Raw genomic sequence first — 25,453 nt, forward strand, 5'->3', positions numbered from 1 at the left:
CGAGGGGTCACCCCGTCAGGGTCCGCAGGTCGATCGACTCGGCCATCGCCCGCAACCCGGCGTCCCCGGGGTGCAGATGGTCACCGCTGTCGTATGCCGGGAGGATCCGCGCCGGGTGCTGCGGATCCCGCACCACCGCATCGAAGTCCAGCACCGCGTCGAACACCCCGCCGCTGTCCCGCAGGAACGCGTTGACCACCTGACGGCGTGCGTCGGCGTCCGCCGTGCAGCGCGCCTCGCCCTCGCACGGCGCGATCGTCGCCCCCACGACCCGCAGCCCGCGCGCATGGGCGCGCGCCGCGAGGGTCCGCAGCCCGGCGATGACATCCTGCGCCGAGGTGCCCCAGCGCAGGTCGTTGATGCCCTGGAAGACCACCACGGTCCGGGCCCCGGTCCGGGCGAGCGCGTCCCGCTCCAGCCGGCTCAGCGCACTCACCCCGCTGGTCACCGTGGAGACCCCGTCGCCGGTATACACATCGGTGACCACGCGGTTCGCCGAGATTCCGCTGTTGACCACCCCGTACGCGGGCACCTCGGACTGCGCCCGCAGCCGCCGGGCCAGGACATCCGGCCAGCGGCGGTTGGCGTCGGCCGTGGAGTTGGTGCCGTCGGTGATCGAGTCGCCCAGCGCCACCACCGTGCCCGGCCCGCCCGTCACCTCCACACCGGTGAGGAACGGCCAGGTGGTCAGGGTGCCGGTGTAGGCGTCCGCGCCGGTGTCCCCGGTGCGGTCCCCGCTGCCGGGCGCACTCAGATACGAGCGCTGGGTGGCCTGGGTGTGCACCGGCGCCGCGCTGACCGGACCCGGCAGATGCACGCTCACCAGCAGATTGGTGTCCGCAGGGACGCGGAAGTCCACCGGGTCGCTGACCAGCTGCGCTCCCGCCGGAATCGCGGCGCCCCGCCGTCCGCCGAACGTCAGCGGCACCGGCGTACCGTGCGCCGCCGCCCCGTTCCCCTGTACGGCGACGGTGGCCCGGCCGATCCCGACCGGCGCCGCCGCGAAGGTGTTCGCCAGCCGGATCCTGGCCCGCGGCCCGCCCGCGCTGGTGTGCACCACCAGCCGCAGCGTCTGGTCCGTCCACGGTCCGACCTTGGTGTACCCGGCGGTGCTCGCTCCCCAGCTACCGGTCCAGCCCGGCGCGGACCGCCGCAGCGTCGCGGCGAACACATGCAGATCGGCGCCCGGCCCAGGATCCCGGGGCAGCACCACCGACGCGATCTCCCGGCCCCGGGCCACCGGCACCGTCACCGCGTACAGCCGGGCGGGCTCCGTCCGCTGTCCGCCCGCGCCGTTGATGTGCGGGAGGCCGACCGCCTTGGTGGCCGCGGAACCGGCGCGCCAGTCCGGCGCGGTGAGGGTGTACGTCCCGCTCGACCCGTCGCGGTAGCGCACCGTCCCGGTGCCGCTCACCCCGGCGCCGGATCCCTCCGGCGCGCTGCCCGCCACGAGGAAGGTGAGCGCCTCGCCCCGGCCGCGCAGCCGTACCGCCTGCCCGTCGGCGACCACGTTGTCCGGCCGCGCTCCCGCGCCCCGCGGCCAGGTCAGCCGTGCCCCGTCCAGATCGAGCACCCGCCCCGGCGTCCACCCGGCGGCCCTCAGATCCCCCGCGGACAGCGAGTTGCCCGAACCGTCGAGGTCCGCGTCCCCGGGCCGGGAGTCCTCGCTGACCCCCCGGTTGTCGAAAAGCCGCTCCAGGGGGAGCGGCTCGGGCGGCGCGGTCCGGGTGGCGGTCCCGGCCAGGGCCGGTACGGCCGATGCCGGAAGGGCGAAGGCGACACCTCCCGCGATGATCCCGGCTGCCGTCCACCGTCTGCCCAGGCGCATACGTGTCCCCTCTCGCAACCAACCCCGACTGCTGATCCGACAGGTGCGGGAAGAACGTAGAGAGGCGGATGGATGGCGTCAAGACAATCATCGGGTCACGAGCCATACCGCGCGCCCTGTGGTGCGCCCGTGCGCCGGATGCGACGCTGAGTGGTATGAACATCCCCTTCTTGGACAACTGGCGCAAGCGGCACGGCCCGGCCTCCGCCACGGCGCTGATGGGCGCCCAGGAGGAGGATCCCCAGGGGGTCGCGCAACTGCTCTCCGAATGCGAACTGCTGCGCGCCCGGGCCGCCACCGCCGGGATCGGACTTGACGATTCCGCCGCCTCGTTGGAGGAACTCGACCAGCTCCTCCCGCGCTGGCGGGACGACCCCGAGGAACTGACCTGGCTCGGCAACGACGCCGGGCTCTACCTCGGCACGGTCATCATCCGCACCGTCCCCGGCGCCGTCTGGCAGGTCTGGCCCAGCGGCCGACCCGTCGTCAGACTCGGTTCGGGCCGTGAGGTCGACGTCGTCCAGGCCGGTCACCAATGGGCCGTCGACGGCGCCCCGGAACTCTCCCAGCTCTACGCAGAGGCCGCCGAGACATAGCCCGACGGCGGGTCACGGTCACCCGTGAGTCGGCGAGCGGTCACGGTCGCCCCAACGGGTAATCTGTGGACGCGCTGTGGCAGAGGGGGGTCAGGACGTGCGGGGAGGGGTGTCCCAGCCTTCGCTCCGGGCCATCGGGCCCTACCGGCTGCTCACCCGCCTCGGCGCGGGCGGCATGGGCGAGGTGTTCCTCGGGGTCGACCCCGAGGGCCGGCCGGCCGCGGTGAAGACGATCCGGCCCGACCTCGTCGCGGAAGGCACCGCCGACCCCGACCCCGACCGGGACTTCCGCGGACGCTTCCGGCGCGAGATCGCCGCGGCCCAGGCGGTGGAGGGCCGTTACACCGCACGGCTGCTGGGTGGCGACGCCGAGGCCGACACCCCGTGGATGGCCACCGAGTACATACCGGGACCCGCCCTCGACCGGACCGTGTTCCGATCCGGCCCGCTGCCGCCCGAGAACGTCCGGGCCCTCGGCCTGGACCTCGTCCGCGCCCTGCGCAGCATCCACCACGCCCGTGTCCTGCACCGGGATCTGAAGCCCGGGAACGTGCTGCTGGCGGACGGCGGACCCAAGGTCATCGACTTCGGTATCGCCCGGGCCTTCGGCGCCGCCACCATGACCGTCGCCGGAGCCGTGGTCGGCTCACCGGGCTTCATGTCGCCCGAGCATGTCAGGGGCAGCCGCCATATCGTCGCGGCCTCGGACATCTTCTGCCTCGCCACACTGCTGTGCTACGCCGCCACCGGCGAGGGGCTGTTCGGCGACGGTGACGGGCCGATGGCCCTGGTGCTGTTCCGCATCGCGGAAGCCGAGGCGGATCTCTCCCGTGTCCCCGGCTGGCTGCGCGAACTGCTGACCGACTGTCTGCACCCCGATCCCACGGCCCGGCCTGACACCGCCGAGCTGGAGCGGCGGTTCGCGGCCGGGACCCCCGTGGGTGCCGTCGCGCGCCCTCCCTGGCCCGCTCCGGTCCAGGCACTGATCGCCGAGCGGGAAGGGGAGCTGCGACGCACCCTCGAACGGGCCGCCGCGGAGCCCGCGTTCGGTCCGGAGCCCCCGTCCGGCGCGTCCGCCGTGCACGGTGCGCCGACCGAGGCCGGTGCGGTGCCCCGGCCGCCGCGGACGGGCGGGGACGGTATGCCGCGCCGACGGCGGGTGCTGACCGGCGCGGCGGTGCTGGCCGCCACCGCCCTGGCGGTCTTGGGGATCCGCGCCCTCGACCCGGGCGGCGCCGGAGCGCGGACCGGGGCGAACGGCGCGGCGGCCGACACCACTTCGGTCTCGGTGGACGCGTACGGCGGCCCGGACCGCAACCGGACCTTCTCCCCGAGCGGCGCCCGGCGACCGGAGGGCTGGCGGAGCTGGGCGGCCCGGCTGGCGGACACACCGGTGGCCTGCGCGCTGGACCGCCGACTGCTGGTGTGCCGCCTCGCGGACGGAACGCTCCAGGCCCTCGACGCCGCGTCCGGTGCGCGCCGGTGGCGGACCGACCGGGAGCACCCGGGCGAGCGGCCCGCGCACGACGTCCGGGGCGACGGCGCCCATCCGGTGGTCGTCGGCGGGCTGGTGGTCTCGGCCGAGTCCGGGCGGCTGCGCGCCCGCGACGTCCGGGACGGCTCGGTCCGCTGGGAGCGGCGGATCGCGGGCCGCGGGGGAGACCGCGGACGGATCCTCGCGGCCGACGGGCGGGTCTTCCTCACGGCCACCGGGAACGACGGCGGTTCCGAGGTTCTGGCGTACGACGTCCGCGGCGGCCACCGGCTGTGGTCCCGCGCCCTCCCCGCGCGGGACGGCGCGGCGGCGTCCGGGACCCCCGTCGGCGTCCAGGCGTTCGGCACCGGTCTGGTCTATGTGCTGGGCCCGGACCGTCTGACGGCGTATGACGCCGGTACCGGGAAGCGGGAAGCCGTCTCGGAGACGGCCGCGGAGCGGTGCCGGGGAGCGCGGCTGAGCGGCGGTGAGGTGCTGTGCCCGGGCGGGCACGAGGGCGTCGCCGCCCTGGACGCCCGCACCCTGGAGCGGGTCGACCACCCGGACGATCCGGTCTATCCCGGGGTGCCCCCGGCACGGGGCTCGGTGGGCGCGCTGGGCAGCCGTGGCGCGCTGACCACGGAAGGCGACGCGGTGCTGCTGCGCCGGATGGACGGCACGACGCTCCGGGTCGGCCCGGTGGCCCGTACGCCCGGCGGACAGCGGGCGGCCGTCTCCGCGGGCGTGTTCATCGGGAACACCGCCGTCTACGCCGACAACGCCGCGCTGTACACCCTGCCGTGGGACGGCCCCGCGCACCGGACCTCGGTGAAGGGCGCGCCCGGTATCCGCTCCGCCCCGGCCACCGGGAACGTGGGGAAGGCGGTGCGGGCGCCGGAGCTGCTGTCGGCCGGGGGAACCGTCGTCCTCGTCTACTACGACGGCACGGTCCGCTCGCTCGACCTGCCCTGACACCAACGCCGGCCACCCGCGCGATCCGCGGGACCACCACGACCACTGGACCACCACGAGAGGAGACGAGGGAGCGGTGCTGCGACCCCTCGACGAGTACGCCCCGCGCCGGATCGGCCCGTACCGGCCGCTGGCCGCACTGGGTTCGGGCGGTATGGGAACGGTGTACCTGGCCTTACCTCAGGACGTTCCGCATCGCCCGCCCGGTGAGCTGCTGAGCTCGCTGGTCGCGGTCAAGACGCTGCGCCAGGACCGGGCGGATGACCGGGAGTTCGGCATCCGCTTCCGCCGCGAGGTGGAGGCGGCCCGGGCGGTCCGCGGCCCCCACACCGTGGCGCTGGTGGACGCGGACCCCGCCGCGACCCCGCCCTGGCTGGCCACCGAGTACATCGTCGGCCCCTCGCTGCACGAGGCGGTGACCCGGTGCGGTCCCCTCCCGGCGGCCGCCGTCCGCGCCCTGGGCGCGGACCTGGCCCGCGGACTGCGGACGATCCACGGCGCACGGGTGCTGCACCGCGACCTCAAGCCCGCCAACGTCCTCCTGACGGCCGACGGGCCCCGGATCATCGACTTCGGTATCGCGCAGGCGTACGACGCCACCGCGCTGACCGGGGTCGGCACGATGATCGGCTCACCGGGCTTCATGGCCCCGGAACAGCTCATGACCGACGGGCCGGTGACGGCGGCCGCCGATGTCTTCGCCCTCGGCGCGCTGCTGTGCTTCGCCGCCCGCGGCTCGGGACCGTTCCACGACGAGGAACTGGCCGCCGTCATCCACCGCGTCACCCGCGGTGAGGCCGATCTCGACGGCGTACCGGACGAGTTGCGCGAGGCCGTCGCGGCCTGCCTGGACCGGGACCCCGGCGCGCGGCCGACCCCGGACGCGCTGCTGCGCTCCTTCGACCCCGAGGCGGCGGCCAACGGCAGGCCGGGACGGGAGACCCGCAGGACCGGGCCCTTCCCATGGCCCGAGGGGATCTCCGGGCTCATCGGTTCCCATGACGCTCAGGTGCGCCGGGTGCTGGAGTCGGCACCGCCCCCGTCGCCCGGGCCCACCCCGCCCGCCGTGGCACCGGCGCCGTCCGCCCCGGACGGACGGCGGCGCCCGCGCTCCCTGGTCCTCGCCCTGGCCGGGGCGGCGGCGCTGACGGCCGGGCTGCTGATCACCACGCTGCTCCCCGGTCCGTGGGACGGCGACGAGACGGCTTCGGACGCGGCCGCCCCCGCCCCGGTCGCCGCGGGACCGGTGGTGACCGGGCGTACGGACATCGGCGCCCGGGCCGTGGGGCTGGGGCCCCACGCCGATGACCGGAAGCGGCGGCCCGCGGGCTGGAAGCCCTGGCACGCCCGGCTGCCGGACGGCACCCCGTCCGCCTGCCAGTTGGCGGACGCCTATCTGATGTGCGGTGTCCCCGGCGGAGTCGAGGTACGGAAGGCGGCCACCGGCAAACGGGTCTGGCGCTATCACGACGAGGGCGGGCGCAACGACCAGAGCGCCGGTGAGTTCTTCCCCGCGATCGGCGGCGACGTCGTCTACGCCGCGGAGGGCGACGGCGTCGTGGGCCTGCGTCTCGGCACCGGCAAGCCGGTGTCCCACTGGCCGGGTGCCGCGGGGTACGTCCCCACGCGGGCGGCGGCCGCGGACGGTGTGGTGTACATCGTCTACGGCGGACCGGCGGGTGTGGGCACCAGCTCCAGCATGCTCTTCCGCGCCTACCGGGCGTCCAGCGGACACCGGCTCTGGGAGAAGGTCCACCGAAGCGTCTTCCCGCAGAGCATGGAGCTGGTGGGGGACCGGCTGTACGTCCAGGGGGACACCCGTGGGGTCGCGCTGGACACCGCCGACGGGGAGGCGACGGGCGAGGCGCCGCCCTGTCTCCCGCTGGTGGTGCGCGCAGGGCGTGTCTACTGCGACACCGCCGAGAACACCACCACCGTGCGCGACCCCCGCACCCTCAAGACGCTGTCCACGCTGCCGGGCGGCATGGTGACCGCGGGCACCGGCCGGACGGCCGTCACCCGTATCACCGGGACCGACGGCACCATGACGCTGCGCGGTGTCGACCTGCTCACCAAAGGGACGCGCTGGACCAGGCCGAGCGGCACCGGGGAGGTGACGGTGCCGGTCCACGGCGACGGCTTCCTCTCCGTCGACCACAGGGGTCTGCGGCCCTTCTCCGGCGCCGACGGACGGCCTTCCGGGAAGTCGGTCCGCTATCCGGGCTGGCCGGTCGTGAAGGACCCCTCCGAGTGGATCCCGCCCCTGGTGCTCGGTGACGGCGGTGTGCTGTACCTCGTCTTCGACGACGGCACGGTGGTCTCCGGCGCGATGCCCTGAGCCGTCGCCCCGGCCCGCTCTCGATCGGGGGGTATCCACTCCCCGGTATGCGTGTCCTCTGCGATGTGCCGCTTTTGTCTGGATAGCTTGCGCTGACGCGACACAGGCGAAAGTGGGTGGGGCCGGGTATGGCCGTCGGCGAACCGCTGATCGAGATGCGTGAGGTCAACAAGTACTTCGGCGCGCTCCATGTGCTCCAGGACATCGACCTCACCGTCGGCCGCGGTGAGGTCGTGGTGGTCATCGGACCCTCCGGCTCCGGGAAGTCCACGCTGTGCCGGACCATCAACCGGCTGGAGACGATCCAGTCCGGCTCCATCGCCGTGGACGGCCGGCCGCTGCCCGAGGAGGGCAAGGAGCTGGCACGGCTGCGGGCCGAGGTCGGTATGGTCTTCCAGTCGTTCAACCTCTTCGCGCACCGGACCGTGCTGGACAATGTGATGCTCGGCCAGCAGAAGGTGCGCAAGCGCGCCAAGCGGGAATCCGAGCAGCGGGCACGGGAGTTGCTGGAGCGGGTCGGGCTCGCGGACCAGGCGCCCAAGTACCCGGCGCAGCTCTCCGGCGGCCAGCAGCAGCGGGTGGCGATCGCCCGGGCGCTGGCCATGGACCCGAAGGTGATGCTCTTCGACGAGCCGACCTCGGCGCTCGACCCGGAGATGATCAACGAGGTGCTGGAGGTCATGCAGCAGCTCGCCCGGGACGGGATGACGATGGTCGTCGTCACCCACGAGATGGGCTTCGCGCGCTCCGCGGCGAACCGGGTGGTCTTCATGGCCGACGGCCGGATCGTGGAGGACCGCATCCCGGAGGAGTTCTTCAGCGCCCCGGCGACCGAGCGGGCCCGGGACTTCCTCTCCAAGATCCTCAAGCACTGAGCCGGGTGGTGACGGACATGAGGCGCATCCGCCGGGCGATCACCGCGCTGGCCCTGGCCCTCGCCCTGCTTCCGGCGGCGGCCGGATGCGGCAAGGAGGGCAGCCCGCCCGTCAAGGGTCCCCAGGCCGAGGAGTTGCCCACCTACAAGGTGGACACCGGCTTCCGGCTGCCGGAGTCGCCCACCTGGCGGCGGGCCGAGCGGCGCGGCCACCTCACCGTGGGGGTCAAGGAGGACCAGCCCTATCTGGGCGAGAAGGACCCGGCCACCGGCCGCTACTCCGGTTTCGACATCGAGATCGCCAAGATGATGGCCGCGTCGCTGGGGTTCCAGCCCAGCACCATCCGGTTCCGGACCATCGCCTCCGCCAACCGGGAGACCGCGCTCCAGAACGGCCAGATCGACTACTACGTCGGCACCTACACCATCAATCCGCTGCGCAAGCGCCAGGTCGGCTTCGCCGGGCCGTACTACATGGCGGGCCAGTCGCTGCTGGTGCGCGCGGACGAGGACGACATCCACGGTCCGCAGGACCTCGCGGGCAAGACGGTGTGCTCGGTGGCCGGTTCGACCCCGCTCCAGCGGATCCAGTCCGACTACCCCAAGGCGCGTGCGGTGGCCTACGACACCTACTCGGTCTGTGTGGACAACCTGCTGAGCTACCAGGTCGACGCGGTCACCACGGACAACGTGATCCTGCTCGGCTACGCGGCCAAGGTCCCGGACGAGCTGAAGGTGGTGGGCAAACCGTTCTCCAGGGAGCCGTACGGCATCGGCGTGCCCCGCCATGACAACGCGCTGCGCTTCGCGCTGGACGACGCCCTGCTGGCCCACGAGCGCAACGGGGACTGGAAGAGGGCGTACAACGCGACCCTCGGGCTGTCCGGGGTGCCCGCGCCCAAACCGCCGCCCATCGACCGCTACCAGACGCGCTGAGGCCGCCGCATGGATGTGCTCACCGACAACTTCTCCCTCTACGGCAAGGGGTTCCTGGGCACGGTCGAGCTGACCGTGTACGCGTCCCTGCTCGCCCTGGCCGTGGGCATCCTGATGGCGGCGTTCCGGGTGGCGCCGGTGGCCTCGCTGCGGGCGTTCGGCACCGCGTGGGTGACGGTGCTGCGCAACACCCCGCTGACGCTGCTGTTCTTCGCGGTGATGCTGGGGCTGCCGCGGTTCGGCCTGGTACTGCCGTTCACCACCTTCGCGGTGCTGGCGCTGGGCTGCTACACCTCGGCGTTCATCTGTGAGGCGGTGCGCTCGGGCATCAATACGGTGCCGGTGGGACAGGGCGAGGCGGCGCGCAGCCTCGGGATGACATTCGAGCAGACGCTGGGCGCGGTGGTGCTGCCGCAGGCGTTCCGCTCGGTCATCCCGCCGATCGGCTCGACCCTGATCGCGCTCGCCAAGAACTCCGCCATCGCCGGGTCGTTCAGCGTCACCGAGTTGCTCGGCACCTACAAGCCCCTCAACGAGATGGGCTACAGCATCATCTGGACCTTCATCTGGATCGCCGTCGGCTATCTGATCGTGACGCTGGCCATCAGCGCGATCTTCGCCGTCCTGGAGAAGCGCTGGGGAGTGCCGCGATGACCACCGCCCTCTACGACGTGGCCGGGCCGCGCACCCGGCGCCGCCACCGGATCTACGGGGTCGCGGCGACGGCCGTGCTGCTGGCGCTGATCGCCTGGGTGGTCTACCTCCTGGTGGACACCGGGCAGTTCGCGGCCGAGAAATGGGCGCCCTTCACGTACAAGGGCATCCAGGAGCTGCTGCTGCGCGGGCTCGCCAACACCCTCAAGGCGTTCGCGCTGGCCGCGGTGTTCTCGCTGGTGCTCGGCGCGGTGCTGGCCGCCGGACGGCTCTCCGAGCACCGGCCGGTGCGCTGGCTGTCCACGCTGGTGGTGGAGTTCTTCCGGGCGATGCCGGTACTGGTGATGATCTTCTTCGTGTTCGTCGCGCTGAAGGTGCAGCCCCTGCCCGCGCTGGTCACCGGGCTGACGCTGTACAACGGCTCGGTGCTGGCCGAGGTGTTCCGCGCCGGGGTGAACGCGGTGGACCGCGGTCAGCGCGAGGCTGCGTACTCGCTGGGCATGCGGAAGACGGCGGTGATGACGTACGTCCTGGTGCCGCAGGGCGTACGGGCGATGCTGCCCGCCATCATCAGCCAGTTGGTGGTGGCGCTGAAGGACACCTCGCTCGGCTTCCTCATCACCTACGAGGAGTTCCTGCACGCCGGGAAGCTCATCGCGTCCAATCTCGACTACGACCTCCCGTTCATCCCGGTGGTGATGGTGATCTCACCGATCTACATCGGGATGTGCATGCTGCTGTCGTGGTTCGCCAACTGGGTGGCGAAGCGGGAGCGGCGCAGTGTGAAGACCGGTCAGATGACCGTCGCCGCCGCCGAACCGGCCGCCCCCATGCCGGGTGACACCCGCACCTGACACGGGGGCGGAGGCGGTGAACGGGCCGGGCCCGTCCGCTTCAGTCGCGGACCGGCACCGACAGCGCGGACGGATCGTCCGCGGGCGAGGAGAAGGTGAGCCGCGCCCCGTCCGGGTTGTGCTCGTTGTAGAGCGGGTCCTTGGCGTCGACGACCAGGGCCAGCCGGTGCCCGGCGGGGAGGTCGTAGGCGGTCGAGAACAGCTCCAGGTCCACGCCGAACGGCGTCCCCGGGGTGCGGTCGTGGAAGGTGACCGGGGCGTGGGTGATCAGCTTGCCGATACCGAGCGCGCCGACGTCGTAGAGGTACGCCACCGCCGTACCGCTGGACTTGTTGCTGGTCATCGTGGTGTGCAGGGTGACGTTCCCGCGGATGCGCTGTTCGGTGGCGTAGCGCTCGCTCTGCCAGACGGCGGCGAAGGAGCGGGGCAGCAGCGGGATCGAGGCCAGCGGCGGCAGCCTGAGGAACTGGTCCAGCACACCGCTGAGGATCGCCGTACCGCCGTCGGCGCCGGAGTTGTGGTCGGCGCTGATCCGCTCGGTGCGGTCCAGGGCGATCCGGCGGTGGTCACCGGGCACGGCCGACCAGCTCGGATAGCCCTCGTAGCCGTCCTTGGTCCGGGAGGCGAGCTGTACCGGCTGTTCGCTGTCGATGCCGTTCCGGTCGCCCTTGAGGTAGCGGTCCAGCCAGCGGCGGGAGTGGTCCCAGGTGTCATTGGGCACCCCCAGCAGCCCGGTGAGTTCGGGGGTCGCATGGTCCCCGGGCCGCAGCTCAAGACGCTTGGGCACGCTGAGCTTGTCGTAGAAGCGGGCGTAGCTGTTGGGCGGGAAGATGGAGTCCCCCCAGGCGTTGCCCAGCATCACGGCCGTGCCGTTGGTGTTGATGCGGTCGAGGTAGGTGGCGGGGGAGCGTTTGCGCCCCCACTCGATCATGTCCTGTTCCTTGGCCAGGTTGGAGCCGAGGAAGTCCTTGAGGATCTCCTTCATCTCCTCGCTCGGCCGGCCGGTCAGGGTTCCCAACCCGCCCAGCAGACCGGCGGCCTGACGGTGCTGGGTGCGGCCGCTGTAGATGGAGTCGATCAGATCCGCCCAGCCGCTCATCGCCACCACGGCCTTCACCCGCGGGTCGAACGCCGAGGCGAGCAGGCTGATCCCGGCGCCGTAGGAGACCCCGGCCATGCCGATGTGGCCGGGGTCGGCGGCGGTGTGGTCCAGCGCCCAGTCGATGACCTTGGAGGCGTCGGCGACATCGGGCGGCCCGGCCGTCTCGACGCGTCCGCCGGACTGCCAGAAGCCCCGGGGGTTGTAACTGACCACCACATAGCCGGAGTCGGCCAGCTTCTTGGCCTGGGCGAGATATTCGACCTGGGGCATGGCCCAGCTCGTGGGCAGCACGACCAGCGGATAGCGGTGCCCGGCACCGGCGTCGGCCGGGGCGACCACATTGGCGGCGAGCTGCACGCCGCCGTCGCCGGGAATGTCGACGAAACGCACGGACGCCGGGGAGGCGGCCGCGCTGACGGCGCTCGTGGGCGCCGCCGCGGCGGCCGGTGCCACGGCGCCGGGGCCGAGGGCGGCACCGGCCAGCACGGTTGCCGATACGGCGGTGATCGCCGCCGTGCGCAGGGAGGTACGGGCAGGGGTCACTTGTCGCTCCTGTGGGGAAAAAGGCCGTGGGGGGCTCAAGGGAGCACGCGCTCAAGTGACCTGACGGTAACCCGGGTGTTTACCGCTGGTAATAGCGCGGTAAGTTACGCATGGGTAACGATAAAGGCCGCTCCCGGCTGCCGGGGCCGGAGCGGCTTGGGGCGCTGCCCAGGGGCCGGACCCCGTCCGGGTCCGGCCCCGCGCCGCGCGGTGGAAGCGGGGTGCGCTCACGCCTCCTTGGGCGCGGCGTGCGACCGCGCGGGCGCCGCGGCCGCGGCCTTGGTGACATCGGCGACCAGCTCGACCACGTCCGGGCCGTACGCCTGGGAGTTGACGACCTTCAGCAGCAGGCAGAACGAGCCCTGGGCGCCGTACTTCCGCGCCAGCCGGGACCGGTTGCGCACCAGGTGGCGCACCGCCGCGCGATGGGTCACCGGGCGCTGTCCGGCGGCCAGGAAGACCGGACGCCCGCCCTCACCCGCCGTCAGCCGGGCCAGCAGGACGTACTCGACCGCGCCCGGTTCGGCGCGGTAGGCGGTGCCGCCGATGGTGAAGGTGCCGCGGTCCGCGCCCGGTTCATCGCCCGGGTGCACGGCCACCCCGGGCAGCAGGTTCGACAGATGGGCGGCCAGCCTGCGGTGCGCCGTGGGATCGCCCACGCAGAACTCCGTCCGTGCGCCGAACCCCTGCAACCCGGTGTCATGCGGCGCGATCTCGGGATGGGCGCCGCAGTTCTCCACGACGGAGGCCAGGCCGAGCAGCGCGAGGGCGTCATGGCGCGGAATGCTCCAGTGCGCCGAGGTGCTGTCCCGATGGGTGACCAGCACGCACTCCGAGCCGTCCGGCAGGCCGAAGAAGCGCTGCTCGCGGGTGCGCCTGCGGCGCACCAGCGCCGAATGCACGGCCCAGCCGAGGGCCAGGCCCACGACCAGGGCCGCCGCGGAGGCGATCAGGTCCTGCAGGGTGTCATTCATGGCCGCGCATCGTAGCGGCGAACCGGGTGGGTGTTCGAGGGCGGGGATCGGGGGAACCCGACTCCCGTCCCGACCGGCCGGGACGGTCCGACCCCTGTCGTGATCACACCGCGCACGGGTAGGCTCCGGCCCCTGTCGTCCGCATGGAGGTATGGATGGGGCCCGCCGCACGACCAGCCGCACCGTCGACCACGTCCGGCGCCGCGCCCCCACGCCGCCGGGTGCCCGCGATGGCCGCGGCGGCGGCGCTGGCCGCCGTGCTGGGCATCGCCCCGGCCGGTGCGGCGCAGACCGGTCCGGCGGACACCGCCCGGCATGACACCCCCGCCAAGACCCCGGTGGCCCAGGGCTACGGCGGTGCGGTCTCCAGCGTGGACCCGGACGCCTCGGCGGCCGGGATCGAGGTGCTGCGGCGCGGCGGGAACGCGGTGGACGCGGCGGTCGCGACCGCCGCCGCCCTCGGTGTCACCGAGCCGTACTCGGCGGGCGTCGGCGGCGGTGGGTACCTGGTCTACTACGACGCCAGGACGCACAAGGTGCACACCCTGGACGGCCGGGAGACCGCGCCGCTCAGCGCCGACGAGAAGCTCTTCCTCGGCGAGGACGGCAAACCGCTGCCGTTCGCCGACGCCGTCACCAGCGGGCTCAGTGTGGGCACCCCCGGCACCCCCGCCACCTGGGAGGACGCCCTCGACACATGGGGCACCCGGTCACTGGGACAGGTGCTGAAGCCCGCCGAGCAGCTCGCCCGCGACGGCTTCACCGTGGACGCCACCTTCCGCCAGCAGACCGCCGACAACGAGGCCCGCTTCAAGGACTTCCCGGCCTCGGCCGAGCTGTTCCTGCCCGGCGGCAAGCTGCCGGTGGTCGGCTCCACCTTCACCAACCCCGATCTCGCCCGCACCTACGCCCTGCTGGCGAAGAAGGGCACCGGGGCGGTCTACAAGGGCGAGCTGGCCCGCGACATCGTCGACACCGTGCGCAAGCCCCCGGTGGACCCCAAGGCGGAGCGCACCGTACACCCGGGTGATCTGACCGCGCGCGACCTGCGGGAGTACCGCACCAAGCAGCAGGCGCCCACCCGCACCGGCTACCGCGGACTGGACGTCTACAGCATGGCGCCCTCGTCCTCCGGCGGCACCAGCGTGGCCGAGGGGCTCAACATCCTGGAGCGGACCGACCTCTCCAAGCTGAGTAACCGCGACTACCTCCACCGCTATATCGAGGCCAGCCGGATCGCCTTCGCCGACCGCGGACGCTGGGTCGGCGACCCGGCCGCCGAGGACGTCCCCACCAAGGGGCTGACCTCCCAGCGGTTCGCCGACTCCCGGGCCTGCCTGATCAAGCCCGACGCGGTGCTCAAGAGCCCGGTGAAGCCCGGCGACCCGACCCGCCCGGGGAAGCCCGGAAGCTGTGACACCCGCGGCCACGCCGCCCCCACCACCTACGAGGGCGAGAACACCACCCACCTCACGACGGCCGACAAGTGGGGCAACGTCGTCGCCTACACGCTCACCATCGAGCAGACCGGCGGCAGCGGGATCACCGTCCCGGACCGCGGCTTCCTGCTCAACAACGAGCTGACCGACTTCTCCTTCGCACCCGCCGACCCGGCCGTCCACGACCCCAACCTGCCGGGTCCGGGGAAGCGGCCCCGGTCGTCGATGTCGCCGACGATCGTGCTCGACGACAACAAGCCGGTGCTGGCGCTCGGCTCACCCGGCGGCGCGACGATCATCACCACCGTGCTGCAGACGATGCTCAACCACCTCGACCGGGGCATGCCGCTGGTCGACGCCATCGCCGCACCACGCGCCAGCCAGCGCAACGCGGCCCAGACCGAGCTGGAACCGGGGTTGTGGAACGGCGCCGAGCGCGCCGAACTGGAGGCGCTCGGCCACTCCTTCAAGCAGAACCCGGAGATCGGCGCCGCGACCGGTGTCCAGCGGCTGCCCGGCGGGAAGTGGCTGGCCGCGGCCGAGACGCAACGACGCGGCGGCGGCTCGGCGATGGTGGTCCGGCCCGGCTGACGGACCGCCCTGCTGACCGCGACCGGGCCGGTCTCCCCCGCACGGGGGACCGGCCCGGCCGCACGTTCCGGCGGGTCCGGCGTGGCCGGCTCAGCCCAGCAGGGAGATGAGCTCGTCGGCCGTCCCGGTCTCCCCGAGCCGCGGGAAGATCCGCTCGACGCTGTTGCGGTGCGCCTCGGGATCCATGTCGGTCACCGCGTCGGTCGCGACGGTCACGTGGTACCCGTGCTCGTACGCGGCCCGTGCGGTCGACTCCACGCCGATGCTGGTGGCGATCCCGCCCAGCACCACCTGGGTCACCCCGCGGCGGCGCAGCCGGAGGTCGAGATCGGTGCCGTGGAAGGCGCCCCAGGTGTGCTTGGTGACCACGATGTCGTCGTCCGTGCGCCCGAGTCCGGGCGCGAGCTCGGCGAAGTCCGCGGGCCGCGGCCCCGGGCGGCTGGGCCCCGACTCGGTACGGCCCGGCGCCCCGGCCACCACCCGCACCAGCACCACCGGCAGTCCGCGCGCACGGAAGGCGGCGGCCAGCCGGGCCGCCCGCTCCACCACCTCGGCGGCGGGGTGCGCGGTGGGCAGCGCGGTGATGCCCTTCTGGAGGTCGACCAGGACCAGGGCGGTGTCCGGGTCGAGCGTGGTGGCGGTCATCAGGGCTCCTGAGCGGTAGGGGCGGATCAGCCACGGGTCCGGCATCCCGTCGACCGGGCTCGCGTCACTCCTCGACCAGTCGTCTCAGCAAGGCGGTGGCCTCGGCCAGGGTGCGGCGCTCGTCCGCGTCGAGACGGGTGGCGATCGCCTCCAGCAGCCAGCTCTGCTTGGCCTGCCGTACGGCGGCGATCGCGCGCAGCCCCTCCTCGGTGACCGAGAAGTCGATCTGCCGGCCGTCGGTGGGGTGCGGGGTGCGCTCGACCAGCCCCCGCTCCTCCAGCGCGGCGAGGATCGCGCGCATCGACTGGGGGCGGATCAGCTCAGCGCGGGCCAGGGCCGCGGTGGTGGCCGGACCGCCGGTGTCCAGACGGCTGAGCACACTGCGCTGGGACGGGGTCAGCTCACCGAGCGGTGAAGCCGCCCGCATCCGCCGCATCAGTTGCCCGACGACGGCCGAGAGGTCGGCGGCCACGCGCTCCTGGGCGCGGGTCTCCGGGTGGGGTGCCATGGGTTCGACCGTACGATTTCAACAGCCGGACTGGCAAGTTTGGCTGTCATGTGCGGAGCAGGAAAACCGTCCGTAGCACGCCCGTAACCGGATCCGTAACACGCGGGGTGTCGAATGCGGGCCAGGGGGGTGAAGGCGGTCAGGGGGAGAGGGGTGGCGATGTGGGCGGGCAACTCCCCGCCGAGGTCGGTGAGTTCGCGGACTTCCTGCGGGCGCTGACGCGGCGGCTGGACCGGGGGGCGGGGTGGTACGGCGTCTTCGCGCGGCGCGACCCGAAGGGTCTGGAAGCGTGTCTGGACGGCCATGAGGTGCCACCCTGGGACGTGGTCCAGGCGCTGCTCCAGGACCTCTCCGTCCATGACAGCCCGCAGGCGGCGCGGGACGCGGCGGCCCGCGCGGCCGACCTCTACCGGGCATCGGTCCGGGTCTACGACACCGAGGTCGGCGGAGCCGCGGCGCTCCGGGAGCGGCTGGAGGCGATGCGGAGCGAACAGCACCGCGCGGCCGGACGCGAGCGCCACCTCCAGGAGACCCTGCACACCGCCGCCGACCCCGCTGCGCGGGACGCCCTGAACGCGGATCTCGCGTGGGCGCGCGACGACCGGGAACGCGCGACGGCCCGCTGCGAGGAACTGAGCGCCCGCCTCACCGCCCTCGATGACGTCCCGGGCGACGGGCACGACCCCGCCCGCACCGGAGCCGGTGGCTATCCGTCAGGTGAGCGGGGCTCGGATGGGCGTGCGCCCGACGGTTACGGTTCCGACCGCCTCCAGTCCGGTGGCCACGGTCCGGGCGGGCCCGAGCGGGGGCTGCTGCCCGATGACCTCGTGCCCGATGGCCGTGCCGCGGACGGGTACGGTCCCGACCACCTTCAGCCCGGTGGCCGTAGCCCGGAGCGGCCCGAGCGGGAGACGCTCCGGCCCGATGGTGGCGGGGATCCGGGCGCTGCGCCGGAGTCGGGCCTCGAACATCCGACCCCCGCTGCTCGTTCGCGTCCCCGCGGCGCGCGCTTCGCCGGGGTCGAGGCCGACGACGGTGACGGGGGCGGGGGAGCGGCGCCGCACCCGGACCCCGCTCCCGCCCCGGCGGTGGACACCGCTGAGGCCCCCGCGACGCCCCGGGGAGCCCGGTTCGCCGGGGCGTACGGCGACGGGGGTGGCCCCCGGCGCCGGCGCCGCGGAGGGCGGGACGAGAGCGCGACCCACCGCGCCGTACGGGAGGCGGCCCGGCGCGGTGAGGCACACCGCGCCGCCGCCGAGGCCGTCACCCGGCTCGGCAGTCTGCGGGCGCAGGGGCGCGGCGGTGAGGCGCATATGGTGCTGTGCGAGACCGCCGCCTGGCCCGCCCCGCGGCTGCCGGTGCTCGCCGCGGAGCTGGAGCGCGCCGGGCTCGGGGCGGATGTGGCCACGCTGCTCTGGGAGATGGCGTGCCTTCCGCCCGCGCGCCTGGCCGCCGCCGCGGAGGCCCTGATGCGGGCGGGCCGGGAGGCCGACGGCGAACGGCTGCTGCGGCAGAGCGTCGCCCGCCCGGTCGCGGAGACCGCGCACACCGCGCTCGCGCTGGTCGCGGCGGGTGCCGGACATGAGGCGGACCTGCTGCTGCGGGCGTTGCTCCGGGCCCGCAGCCCGGAGGAGGCGGCGGGGGCGGCAGGTGAGGATCCAGCCACATTGGTTCCGCTGCTCCTGGACGCCGCGGACCGGGTGTCCGCCAGTAGCCGTAACGATCTCGCTCTAGCACTGCGTACAGCCGGTCTGGCCTGATGCGACGCGAACTCTGAATGTCTTCATTGAGTAACGGCGGCGGTATTGCCAGAGTGGTGAGTGCGCTTCTACGTTCTTCACCACAGCCGGATTCTACGTGCGTAGACACAGGTTGACGACGGGGGTAAGCCCTCGGAGCACCTGCTGTGAAGGAGCTGATCATGGCCAATGTCGTACGTGCCGCTCTCGTCCAGGCCACCTGGACCGGCGATACCGAATCAATGATCGCGAAGCATGAGGAGTACGCCCGGCAGGCGGCCGCCCAGGGCGCGAAGGTGATCGGCTTCCAGGAGGTGTTCAACGCCCCGTACTTCTGTCAGGTGCAGGAGGCGGAGCACTACCGATGGGCCGAACGGGTACCGGACGGGCCGACCGTCCAGCGGATGCAGGCGCTGGCCCGGGAGACCGGCATGGTCATCGTGGTGCCGGTCTACGAGGTCGAGCAGTCCGGCTTCTTCTACAACACCGCCGCCGTGATCGACGCGGACGGCAGCTACCTCGGCAAGTACCGCAAGCACCACATCCCCCAGGTCAAGGGGTTCTGGGAGAAGTACTACTTCAAGCCCGGCAACATGGGCTGGCCGGTGTTCGACACCGCCGTCGGCAAGGTCGGCGTCTACATCTGCTACGACCGTCACTTCCCGGAGGGCTGGCGCGAGCTGGGGCTCGCCGGCGCCCAGCTGGTCTACAACCCGTCGGCGACCTCGCGCGGTCTGTCCGCGTATCTGTGGCAGCTGGAGCAGCCCGCCGCGGCCGTCGCCAACGAGTACTTCGTCGCCGCCATCAACCGCGTGGGCGTGGAGGAGCACGGCGACAACGACTTCTACGGCACCAGCTACTTCGTCGACCCGCGCGGCCAGTTCGTCGGCGAGGTGGCCAGCGACAAGGAGGAGGAACTGATCGTCAGGGACCTCGACTTCGGGCTCATCGACGAGGTGCGCCAGCAGTGGGCCTTCTACCGCGACCGGCGTCCCGACGCCTACGAGGGGCTGGTGAAGCCGTGACCGAGCAGCCCTCCGGCGTCCACGCGGCGCTGCACCGGCGCCATCGGGCGGTGCTGCCCGACTGGCTGGCCCTCTACTACCAGCGGCCCATCGAGATCACCCACGGTGAGGGGCGGCATGTCTGGGACGCGGACGGCAACCGCTACCTCGACTTCTTCGGCGGCATCCTCACCACGATGACCGCCCATGCGCTGCCCGAGGTCACCAAGGCGATCAGCGAGCAGGCGGGCCGGATCCTGCACAGCTCCACGCTCTACCTCGACCGTCCGATGGTGGACCTGGCCGAGCGCGTCGCCGCGCTGTCCGGCATCCCCGACGCGCGGGTCTTCTTCACCACCTCCGGCACCGAGGCCAATGACACGGCCCTGCTGCTGGCCACCACCCACCGCCGCTCCAACCAGATCCTGGCGATGCGCAACAGCTACCACGGCCGGTCCTTCTCGGCCGTGGGCATCACCGGCAACCGCTCCTGGTCGCCGACCAGCCTGTCCCCGCTTCAGACCCTGTACGTCCACGGCGGGGTGCGCGGACGGGGACCCTTCGCCCACCTCACCGACGCCGAGTTCATCCAGGCGTGTGTGGCCGACCTCGAGGACATCCTCGGCCAGACGCACGGCAACGTCGCCGCGCTGATCGCCGAACCGGTCCAGGGCGTCGGCGGGTTCACCTCACCGCCCGACGGGCTGTTCGCCGCCTTCCGCGAGGTGCTCGACCGGCACGGCATCCTGTGGATCACCGATGAGGTGCAGACCGGCTGGGGCCGCACCGGAGACCACTTCTGGGGCTGGCAGGCCCATGAGGGCTCCGGGCCGCCGGACATCCTCACCTTCGCCAAGGGCATCGGCAACGGTATGTCCATCGGCGGGGTGGTGGCCCGCGCCGAGGTCATGAACTGCCTGGACGCCAACTCCATCTCCACCTTCGGCGGCAGCCCGGTCACCATGGCCGCGGGCCTCGCCAACCTCAACCACCTCGTGGAGCACGACCTCCAGGGCAATGCCCGCCGGGTCGGCGGACTGCTGATCGAGCGGCTGCGGGCCGCGACCGCCGGTCTGGACACCGTCCGCGAAGTACGCGGCCGTGGGCTGATGATCGGTCTCGAACTGGTCGAGCCCGGCACCGACCGGCCGTCCCCCGAGGCCGCCTCCACCGTGCTGGAGGCCGCCCGTGAGGGCGGACTGCTCATCGGCAAGGGCGGCGGGCACAACAGCAGCGCGCTGCGCATCGCCCCGCCGCTGAGCCTCACCGTCGCCGAGGCGGAGGAGGGCGCGGAGATCCTCGAGGCAGCCCTCAAGGCCACCCAGTCCGGAAGGAGTGCGAGCTGATGCCCCGTACCGTGATCCGTGGCGGGCTCGTCATCACCGCCGCCGAGGAGACCCACGCCGACGTCCTGATCGAGGACGAGAAGATCGTGGCCCTGGCCGCATCCGACAGCGAGTGCGCCCGCGGCTGGACCGCCGACCGCACCCTCGACGCCACCGGGAAGTACGTCATCCCGGGCGGCGTCGATCCGCACACCCATATGGAGATGCCGTTCGGCGGCACCTTCGCCGCCGACACCTTCGAGACCGGTACCCGGGCCGCGGCCTGGGGCGGCACCACCACCATCGTCGACTTCGCCATCCAGACCAAGGGCCACGCACTGCGCGAGGGCCTGGACGCCTGGCATCTGAAGGCGAGCGGCAACTGCGCCATCGACTACGGCTTCCACATGATCCTCTCCGATGTCGACCAGGGGTCGCTCAAGGAGATGGACCTGCTGGTGGAGGAGGGCGTGAGCAGTTTCAAGCTGTTCATGGCCTATCCGGGCGTCTTCTACAGCGACGACGGCCAGATCCTGCGCGCCATGCAGCGCGGCGCCGCCAACGGCGGGCTGATCATGATGCACGCCGAGAACGGCATCGCCATCGACGTCCTGGTCGAACAGGCCCTCGCCGAGGGCAGGACCGACCCCCGCTACCACGGCGAGGTCCGCAAGGCGCTGCTGGAGTCCGAGGCCACCCACCGCGCCATCCAGCTCGCCCGGGTGGCCGGTGCCCCGCTCTACGTGGTGCACGTCTCCGCCGAGGAGGCCGTGGCCGAGCTGACCCAGGCCCGGGACAAGGGGCTGCCGGTCTTCGGCGAGACCTGTCCGCAGTACCTCTTCCTGTCCACCGACAACCTCGCGGAACCGGACTTCGAGGGCGCCAAGTACGTATGCTCCACCCCGCTGCGGCCGCGGGAGCACCAGGCGGCGCTGTGGCGGGGCTTGCGCACCAACGACCTCCAGGTCGTCTCCACCGACCACTGCCCCTTCTGCTTCACCGGTCAGAAGGAGCTGGGCCGCGGGGACTTCTCGAAGATCCCCAACGGTATGCCGGGGGTGGAGCACCGGATGGACCTGCTCCACCAGGCCGTGGTGGACGGCCATATCTCCCGCCGCCGCTGGATCGAGATCGCCTGCGCCACCCCGGCCCGGATGTTCGGCCTCTACCCGAAGAAGGGCACCATCGCCCCGGGCGCCGACGCCGACGTGGTCATCTACGACCCCGCCGCCGAGCAGACCCTGTCGGTGGAGACCCACCATATGAACGTCGACTACTCGGCCTACGAGGGCAAGCAGATCACCGGGCAGGTCCAGACCGTGCTGTCGCGCGGCACCACCGTGATCGACCAGCGGGAGTACACCGGGCGGGCCGGACACGGCCGCTATGTGCCGCGCGCCACCTGTCAGTACCTCTCCTGAACCCTGAACCTGGAGCAAGCATGGACTTCGGACTCGTCCTTCAGACGGATCCGCCCGCGTCAGGGGTGGTCGACCTGATGCAACGCGCCGAGAACAACGGCTTCCGCTACGGCTGGACCTTCGACTCCGCCGTGCTGTGGCAGGAGCCCTTCGTCATCTACAGCCGCATCCTGGACCACACCGAGCGGCTGATCGTCGGACCGATGGTCACCAACCCCGGCACCCGCACCTGGGAGGTCACCGCCTCCACCTTCGCCACCCTCAACGACATGTACGGCAACCGCACGGTCTGCGGGATCGGCCGCGGTGACTCCGCGATGCGGGTGGCGGGCCGCAGGCCCAACACACTGGCCCGGCTGGGCGAGGCCATCGACACCATCCGCGACCTCGCCGAGGGCCGCGAAGCCGTCGTGGACGGCAACCCGGTGCGCATCCCGTGGGTCGAGGACGGCCGGCTGCCGGTGTGGATGGCCGCCTACGGCCCCAAGGCCCTGGCGCTGACCGGGCAGAAGGCCGACGGCTTCATCCTCCAGCTCGCCGACCCGTTCCTGACGGAGTGGATGGTCAAGGCGGTGCGGGACGCCGCCGCCGCGGCCGGGCGCGACCCCGACTCCGTCACCATCTGCGTCGCCGCCCCCGCGTACGTCGGGGACGACCTGGACCACGCGCGTGAGCAGTGCCGGTGGTTCGGCGGGATGGTCGGCAACCACGTCGCCGATCTCGTCTCCCGCTACGGTGAGCACTCCGGCGCCGTTCCCGAGTCCCTGACCGCGTACATCAAGGAGCGGCAGGGCTACGACTACAGCCACCACGGCCGCACCGGGAACCCGGACACCGCCTTCGTCCCCGACGAGATCGTCGACCGCTTCTGTCTGCTGGGCCCGGTGGAGGCGCATATCGAGAAGCTGGAGCGGCTGCGGTCGCTCGGTGTCGACCAGTTCGCCGTCTACGCGATGCACGACGCCAAGGAGGCGACCATCGACGCCTACGGCGAGCGGATCATCCCCGCCTTCGGCGGCTGACTCCCCCCGCGGGCCGGTCCACCGGGACCGGCCCGCGGCATCCGCCCACCCTCTCTCCCCGTATCGCCGTCCCGAACGAAGAGGGTCGCCATGACCGCCACCGCACCGCCCCCCGCCGAGCCCGGCCGGACCACCCACCCCGACGGCCGCGTCGAGCTGCCACCCGGCGCCTCCCTGGCCGACAGCCGCTTCTGCAACGAGGACCTGCGGCCGGTCCCGGTCGCCGAACGCCGCTGGACCACCTACAACTTCACCGCGCTGTGGATCGGCATGGCCCACAACATCCCCTCCTGGACCCTGGCCTCCGGTCTGGTCGCCCTCGGCATGGACTGGAAGCAGGCCGTCTTCACCATCGCCCTGGCCAATGTCATCGTGCTGCTGCCGATGCTGCTCACCGGCCACGCCGGGCCCAAGTACGGGATCCCCTTCCCGGTGCTGGCACGCGCCTCGTTCGGACTGCGCGGTGCCAACCTCCCCGCGCTCATCCGGGCCGCCGTGGCCTGCGCCTGGTTCGGCATCCAGACCTGGATCGGCGGACAGGGCATCTACATCCTGCTGGGCAAGGTGTTCGGCGGCGGCTGGGCGACGGCCGGGGAGATCGGCGGCTACCCCTGGACCCTGTGGCTGTGCTTCGTCGTCTTCTGGGCGCTGGAACTGGCCATCATCTACCGGGGTATGGAGACTCTGAGACGGTTCGAGAACTGGGCCGCGCCCTTCGTGCTCATCGGAGCCGTGGTGCTGCTGGTCTGGATAGCCGTCAAGGCGGGCGGGTTCGGCTCGCTGCTCGACCAGCCCTCCAAACTGGGCTGGGGCAGTGACTTCTGGCCCGTCTTCTTCCCCGCCCTCATGGGCATGATCGGTTTCTGGGCCACCCTCTCCCTCAACATCCCCGACTTCACCCGCTTCGGCGCGGGCCAGCGGGCCCAGGTGTGGGGACAGTCCCTCGGCCTGCCCACCACCATGACGGCCTTCGCCCTGCTGTCGGTCTTCGTGACCTCCGGCTCCGAGGCCGTCTACGGCGAGGCCATCTGGGATCCGGTGGCGCTCGCGGGCAAGACGGACAATGTCTTCGGTCTGCTCTTCGCGCTGGTGACGGTGCTGATCGCCACCATCTCGGTCAACATCGCGGCCAATGTCGTCTCGCCCGCCTATGACCTGGCCAATCTGGCGCCGAAGCTGATCAGCTTCCGCACCGGGGCGCTGATCACCGGGATCGTCGGTGTGGTGATCTTCCCCTGGAAGCTCACCTCCACCCCCGAGCTGTACATCTTCACCTGGCTCGGTGTCGTCGGCGGACTGCTCGGCACCGTCGCCGGAGTGCTGATCGCCGACTACTGGATCATCCGCCGTACGGTGCTCGACCTCGCCGATCTCTACCGGCCCGGGGGCCGCTACTGGTACGTCTCCGGCTGGAACTGGCGGGCCGTGGCCGCCTTCGCCGTCGGCGGGGTGCTCGCGGTGGGCGGTTCGTACTCCCACCCCGGCAAGGGCCCGTTCCCGGAGGACGGACTGATCCCGTTCCTCCAGCCGCTGGCCGACTACGGCTGGGCGGTCGGACTCGGGGCCTCCCTGGTGCTCTACACCGCGCTGATGCTGCCCGGGGCCGCCAGGCACCGCACCGGCTGAGGCTCCCGGGCGGCTGACGGCCGGCAGTCGGCGGCTCCGGGACGGTGAGGGGGTTCACCTCGGTGACACCCTCCGTCCGCCACCTGGTCACCGGCTGTCGGAGCGGCATGGTTCGATGAACGTATGATCGATCAATTTCTCACTGGTGATCTGTCCGATGTCGAGGAGGCGGTCCGCAAGGCGGCAGCCGCCGAGATCATGCCGCGCTTCCGACAGCTCGCCGAGCACGAGATCATCGAGAAGAACGGCCCGCACGACCTCGTCACCACCGCCGACCGGCTCGCCGAGCAGCATCTGGCCGCCTCGCTGACCAGCCTGCTGCCCGGCTCGGCCGTGGTGGGCGAGGAGGGTGTGCACGCCGACCCCTCGATCCTCGGCGCGCTCGGCGGCGACGCCCCGGTGTGGATCGTCGACCCGGTCGACGGCACCCGGCAGTTCGTCCACGGCGATCCGGGCTTCGCGACCCTGGTCGCCCTGGCCCACCACGGCGAACTGCTCGTCTCCTGGACCTTCGCCCCGGCGGTGGACGAGATGGCCGTGGCCCGGCGCGGTCAGGGTGCCCTGCTGAACGGGGAGCCGATCCGCTCCGGCTCGCCGGAGCCCGGCGCGACCCTCGAAGTGGCCATCTCCCACTTCGACTTCACCACCGACGCGGAGAAGCGCGCCCTGGCCGGTCTGAGCACCCCGGGCGTCGCACCGCGGCCGTGTGGTTCGGCCGGTCTGGAGTATCTGAAGGTGGCCCGGGGACAGCTCGACGCCCTCGCCTTCACCTGGGAGAACGCCTGGGACCACGCCGCGGGACTGCTGCTGGTGGCCGAGGCGGGCGGTACCAGCGCCACCCTGGCCGGGGAACCGTTCCGCATTATTGGCGGAAACGCGCTGCCTTTCACAGCGGCCCGGGACGAGGCCACCGCACGGCATATCCTGAGCCTGCTGGCCGCCGCCGGCTGACGTTCCACGATCCTCAATGGCGAGGAGGAGGAGGCCG

Annotated in this window: 20 protein-coding genes; 15 read left to right on the forward strand and 5 right to left on the reverse strand. The window is 72.4% G+C overall.

Features of this window, described 5'->3' with window-relative positions; genetic code table 11:
• Nucleotides 1-7 precede the first annotated feature (7 nt).
• The gene (locus tag NMK44_RS02060) at nucleotides 8-1,828 is read right to left on the reverse strand and encodes an SGNH/GDSL hydrolase family protein (RefSeq protein ID WP_254737507.1); all 1,821 of its coding nucleotides are present in this window, start codon (nucleotides 1,826-1,828) and stop codon (nucleotides 8-10) included.
• Nucleotides 1,829-1,983: 155 nt separating this feature from the next.
• Here NMK44_RS02060 and NMK44_RS02065 point away from each other — a divergent pair, with 155 nt between their 5' ends.
• The 7 genes from NMK44_RS02065 to NMK44_RS02095 all read left to right on the forward strand — a co-directional run bounded on the left by NMK44_RS02065 (nucleotide 1,984) and on the right by NMK44_RS02095 (nucleotide 10,526).
• Nucleotides 1,984-2,424, forward strand: a complete 441-nt coding sequence (locus NMK44_RS02065; RefSeq protein WP_254737509.1) for a DUF6278 family protein — start codon at nucleotides 1,984-1,986, stop codon at nucleotides 2,422-2,424.
• A 109-nt stretch (nucleotides 2,425-2,533) separates the two neighbouring features.
• Entirely contained in the window at nucleotides 2,534-4,870 is a 2,337-nt protein-coding gene (locus NMK44_RS02070) for a protein kinase domain-containing protein (protein ID WP_254737511.1), read from the forward strand.
• A 76-nt stretch (nucleotides 4,871-4,946) separates the two neighbouring features.
• Nucleotides 4,947-7,208, forward strand: a complete 2,262-nt coding sequence (locus tag NMK44_RS02075; RefSeq protein ID WP_254737513.1) for a protein kinase domain-containing protein — start codon at nucleotides 4,947-4,949, stop codon at nucleotides 7,206-7,208.
• Nucleotides 7,209-7,354: 146 nt separating this feature from the next.
• Nucleotides 7,355-8,083, forward strand: coding sequence for an amino acid ABC transporter ATP-binding protein (locus NMK44_RS02080; RefSeq protein ID WP_254737840.1), 729 nt, complete (start codon nucleotides 7,355-7,357; stop codon nucleotides 8,081-8,083).
• A gap of 17 nt (nucleotides 8,084-8,100) precedes the next feature.
• Complete coding sequence (locus tag NMK44_RS02085) at nucleotides 8,101-9,018, forward strand: glutamate ABC transporter substrate-binding protein (RefSeq protein ID WP_254737515.1); 918 nt, start codon at nucleotides 8,101-8,103, stop codon at nucleotides 9,016-9,018.
• 9 nt (nucleotides 9,019-9,027) lie between these two features.
• On the forward strand, nucleotides 9,028-9,672 hold the full coding sequence (locus tag NMK44_RS02090; RefSeq protein ID WP_254737517.1) for an amino acid ABC transporter permease: 645 nt from the start codon (nucleotides 9,028-9,030) through the stop codon (nucleotides 9,670-9,672).
• Nucleotides 9,669-10,526 (forward strand): amino acid ABC transporter permease, encoded by an 858-nt coding sequence (locus tag NMK44_RS02095; protein WP_254737519.1) that lies wholly within the window; start codon nucleotides 9,669-9,671, stop codon nucleotides 10,524-10,526. The genes NMK44_RS02090 and NMK44_RS02095 overlap by 4 nt, the downstream gene beginning before the upstream one ends.
• Before the next feature lie 40 nt (nucleotides 10,527-10,566).
• On the opposite strand, the gene NMK44_RS02100 is transcribed toward NMK44_RS02095, so the two are convergent.
• Together NMK44_RS02100 and NMK44_RS02105 are read right to left on the reverse strand one after the other, a co-directional pair.
• Nucleotides 10,567-12,171, reverse strand: coding sequence for a CocE/NonD family hydrolase (locus tag NMK44_RS02100; protein WP_254737521.1), 1,605 nt, complete (start codon nucleotides 12,169-12,171; stop codon nucleotides 10,567-10,569).
• A gap of 227 nt (nucleotides 12,172-12,398) precedes the next feature.
• Nucleotides 12,399-13,145 carry a hypothetical protein gene (locus NMK44_RS02105; RefSeq protein ID WP_254737523.1) on the reverse strand — a complete coding sequence of 249 codons (747 nt, stop codon included), beginning with the start codon at nucleotides 13,143-13,145 and terminating at the stop codon, nucleotides 12,399-12,401.
• A gap of 230 nt (nucleotides 13,146-13,375) precedes the next feature.
• Here NMK44_RS02105 and ggt point away from each other — a divergent pair, with 230 nt between their 5' ends.
• Nucleotides 13,376-15,175 carry a gamma-glutamyltransferase gene (gene ggt / locus NMK44_RS02110; RefSeq protein ID WP_374215221.1) on the forward strand — a complete coding sequence of 600 codons (1,800 nt, stop codon included), beginning with the start codon at nucleotides 13,376-13,378 and terminating at the stop codon, nucleotides 15,173-15,175.
• Nucleotides 15,176-15,265: 90 nt separating this feature from the next.
• Here ggt and NMK44_RS02115 read toward each other — a convergent pair whose 3' ends face one another.
• Nucleotides 15,266-15,820 carry an isochorismatase family protein gene (locus tag NMK44_RS02115; RefSeq protein WP_254737527.1) on the reverse strand — a complete coding sequence of 185 codons (555 nt, stop codon included), beginning with the start codon at nucleotides 15,818-15,820 and terminating at the stop codon, nucleotides 15,266-15,268.
• A 64-nt stretch (nucleotides 15,821-15,884) separates the two neighbouring features.
• On the reverse strand, nucleotides 15,885-16,328 hold the full coding sequence (locus tag NMK44_RS02120) for a MarR family winged helix-turn-helix transcriptional regulator (protein WP_254737529.1): 444 nt from the start codon (nucleotides 16,326-16,328) through the stop codon (nucleotides 15,885-15,887).
• A 161-nt stretch (nucleotides 16,329-16,489) separates the two neighbouring features.
• Here NMK44_RS02120 and NMK44_RS02125 point away from each other — a divergent pair, with 161 nt between their 5' ends.
• The 7 genes from NMK44_RS02125 (at nucleotide 16,490) to NMK44_RS02155 (ending at nucleotide 25,416) form a co-directional block, all read left to right on the forward strand.
• Nucleotides 16,490-18,088: a hypothetical protein gene (locus NMK44_RS02125; protein WP_254737531.1), complete on the forward strand. Its 1,599-nt coding sequence runs from the start codon at nucleotides 16,490-16,492 to the stop codon at nucleotides 18,086-18,088.
• A gap of 161 nt (nucleotides 18,089-18,249) precedes the next feature.
• Nucleotides 18,250-19,092, forward strand: a complete 843-nt coding sequence (locus NMK44_RS02130; protein WP_254737533.1) for a nitrilase-related carbon-nitrogen hydrolase — start codon at nucleotides 18,250-18,252, stop codon at nucleotides 19,090-19,092.
• Complete coding sequence (locus NMK44_RS02135; RefSeq protein WP_254737535.1) at nucleotides 19,089-20,417, forward strand: aspartate aminotransferase family protein; 1,329 nt, start codon at nucleotides 19,089-19,091, stop codon at nucleotides 20,415-20,417. Before NMK44_RS02130 ends, NMK44_RS02135 begins: the two co-directional genes overlap by 4 nt.
• Nucleotides 20,414-21,817: a dihydropyrimidinase gene (hydA, locus tag NMK44_RS02140; protein WP_254737842.1), complete on the forward strand. Its 1,404-nt coding sequence runs from the start codon at nucleotides 20,414-20,416 to the stop codon at nucleotides 21,815-21,817. The genes NMK44_RS02135 and hydA overlap by 4 nt, the downstream gene beginning before the upstream one ends.
• 20 nt (nucleotides 21,818-21,837) lie before the next feature.
• Nucleotides 21,838-22,839, forward strand: a complete 1,002-nt coding sequence (locus NMK44_RS02145; protein ID WP_254737537.1) for a TIGR03842 family LLM class F420-dependent oxidoreductase — start codon at nucleotides 21,838-21,840, stop codon at nucleotides 22,837-22,839.
• 90 nt (nucleotides 22,840-22,929) lie between these two features.
• Nucleotides 22,930-24,465, forward strand: coding sequence for an NCS1 family nucleobase:cation symporter-1 (locus tag NMK44_RS02150; RefSeq protein WP_254737538.1), 1,536 nt, complete (start codon nucleotides 22,930-22,932; stop codon nucleotides 24,463-24,465).
• 123 nt (nucleotides 24,466-24,588) lie between these two features.
• Nucleotides 24,589-25,416 (forward strand): inositol monophosphatase family protein, encoded by an 828-nt coding sequence (locus tag NMK44_RS02155; protein WP_254737540.1) that lies wholly within the window; start codon nucleotides 24,589-24,591, stop codon nucleotides 25,414-25,416.
• Nucleotides 25,417-25,453: the final 37 nt, after the last annotated feature.

The sequence above is a fragment of the Streptomyces cucumeris genome (assembly GCF_024295805.1).
Classification (GTDB): Bacteria; Actinomycetota; Actinomycetes; order Streptomycetales; family Streptomycetaceae; genus Streptomyces; species Streptomyces cucumeris.